This is a genomic window from Actibacterium sp. D185-2 (assembly GCF_054954595.1).
This window is the reverse complement of the sequence record NZ_JBPWNX010000056.1, coordinates 1-1,497: the sequence shown is the minus strand read 5'-3', so window position 1 is coordinate 1,497 and position 1,497 is coordinate 1. Positions and strand designations below refer to the sequence as shown.

Genomic DNA, 1,497 nt, shown 5'->3' with positions numbered 1-1,497 from the left:
TAGTTCACCCTGAACAAGTCCCAACGCATTGATTTTGTTTTATGAAGCGGCGTTTTCAGTATTCTGGAACTGCAGGATTTGGTAGGTTTCGGGCGAGAAGCCTGCAATTTCGGATCAACGTATGAAGCCCAAATCCCGCGCCCCTGAACAGGACGACCTGTTGCGCCCACGCCTGACGGACATGATCGACATGCGCCACGAGCTGGTGAAGCTGGCCGCCCTGATCGACTGGGAGTTCTTCGAGGATGAGTGGGCGGGGTTCTTCACGTCGCACACCGGCCGCCCGGCGACGTCGCCGCGACTGGTGGCGGGGTTGCTCTATTTGCAGCATGCCTACCGGCTCTCGGACGAGGCGGTGGTGGCGCGGTGGGTGGAGAACCCCTATTACCAGCACTTCTGTGGCGAGACGTTCTTCCAGCATTGCTTCCCGCTCGATCCTTCGTCGCTGACGCGGTGGCGCAAGCGGATCGGGGAAGAGGGCGTCGAATGGCTTCTGACCAAGACGATCGAGGCGGGCCGTGAAGCTGGAGTGATCTCCGAGCGGAGTGTCGAGGCGGTGATCGTGGACACGACGGTGATGGAGAAGGCGATCGCGCATCCCACGGACGCGCGGCTCTGCGAGAAGGCGCGCCGGCGCCTGGTGGCGCTCGCGCAGGAGGCAGGCCTGTCCCTGCGCCAGAGCTACGCGCGGCTTGCGCCGCGGCTGTCGGGCCAGGTCGGGCGCTACGCGCATGCGCGCCAGTTCAAGCGGATGCGCAAGGCCCTGCGGCGGCTGAAGGGCTATACCGGGCGCGTCCTGCGCGACATCCAGCGCCAGTTGGGCCGTGTGGCCGACGCCGGTTTGCGGGAGCGGATCGAGGCGGAGATTGCCTTGTCGGGCCGGCTCTTGCGGCAGAAGCCGAAGGACAAGGGCAAGCTCTACGCACTGCACGAGCCCGAGGTGGACTGCATCTCCAAGGGCAAGGCGCGGGTCCGTTACGAGTTCGGCACTAAGGTGTCGGTGGCAACCACGCACCGGGAGGGCTTCGTCGTCGGCATGCGGTCGATGCCCGGCAACCCCTATGACGGGCACACCCTTCGCGAGGCGCTGGAGCAGGTGGAGATCCTGACCGAGACCCGGCCCAGGAGGGCCTTCGTCGACCGCGGCTACCGCGGCCACGGTGTGCAGACGACCGAGGCGTTCATCTCGGGCCAGCGCCGCGGGATGACGCCGGCGCTCCGGCGCGACCTGCGCCGGCGCAGCGCAATCGAACCTGTGATCGGGCACATGAAGACCGACGGCCGCCTTGCCCGCTGCGCTCTCAAGGGCACGCTCGGAGACGCGCTCCACGCTGTGCTCTGCGGCTGCGGGCACAACATCCGCATGATCCTGGCCCATCTGAGGGCTCTCGTGGCCGAAATCCTCGCCGCTCTCATCGCCGCGATCGGTGCGATCATCGCTCTACCGCGGCCGAAATGCGGCATCAGAGCCGCAGCTGCGTGATGTTCAGGGGCGAC

At 66.2% G+C, this 1,497-nt stretch carries 1 protein-coding gene; it reads left to right on the top strand.

Features of this window, described 5'->3' with window-relative positions; translation table 11 throughout:
• Positions 1 to 121 precede the first annotated feature (121 nt).
• A complete protein-coding gene (locus tag ACSR1C_RS20500; protein WP_027238795.1) occupies positions 122 to 1,483 on the top strand; it encodes an IS5 family transposase in 1,362 nt (453 codons plus the stop codon).
• The last annotated feature ends 14 nt before the right edge of the window (positions 1,484 to 1,497 follow it).

Bases quoted from the DNA above. Each gene is read 5' to 3' on its own strand.
- ACSR1C_RS20500 (WP_027238795.1), top strand. From the start codon at position 122: ATGAAGCCCAAATCCCGCGCCCCTGAACAGGACGACCTGTTGCGCCCA.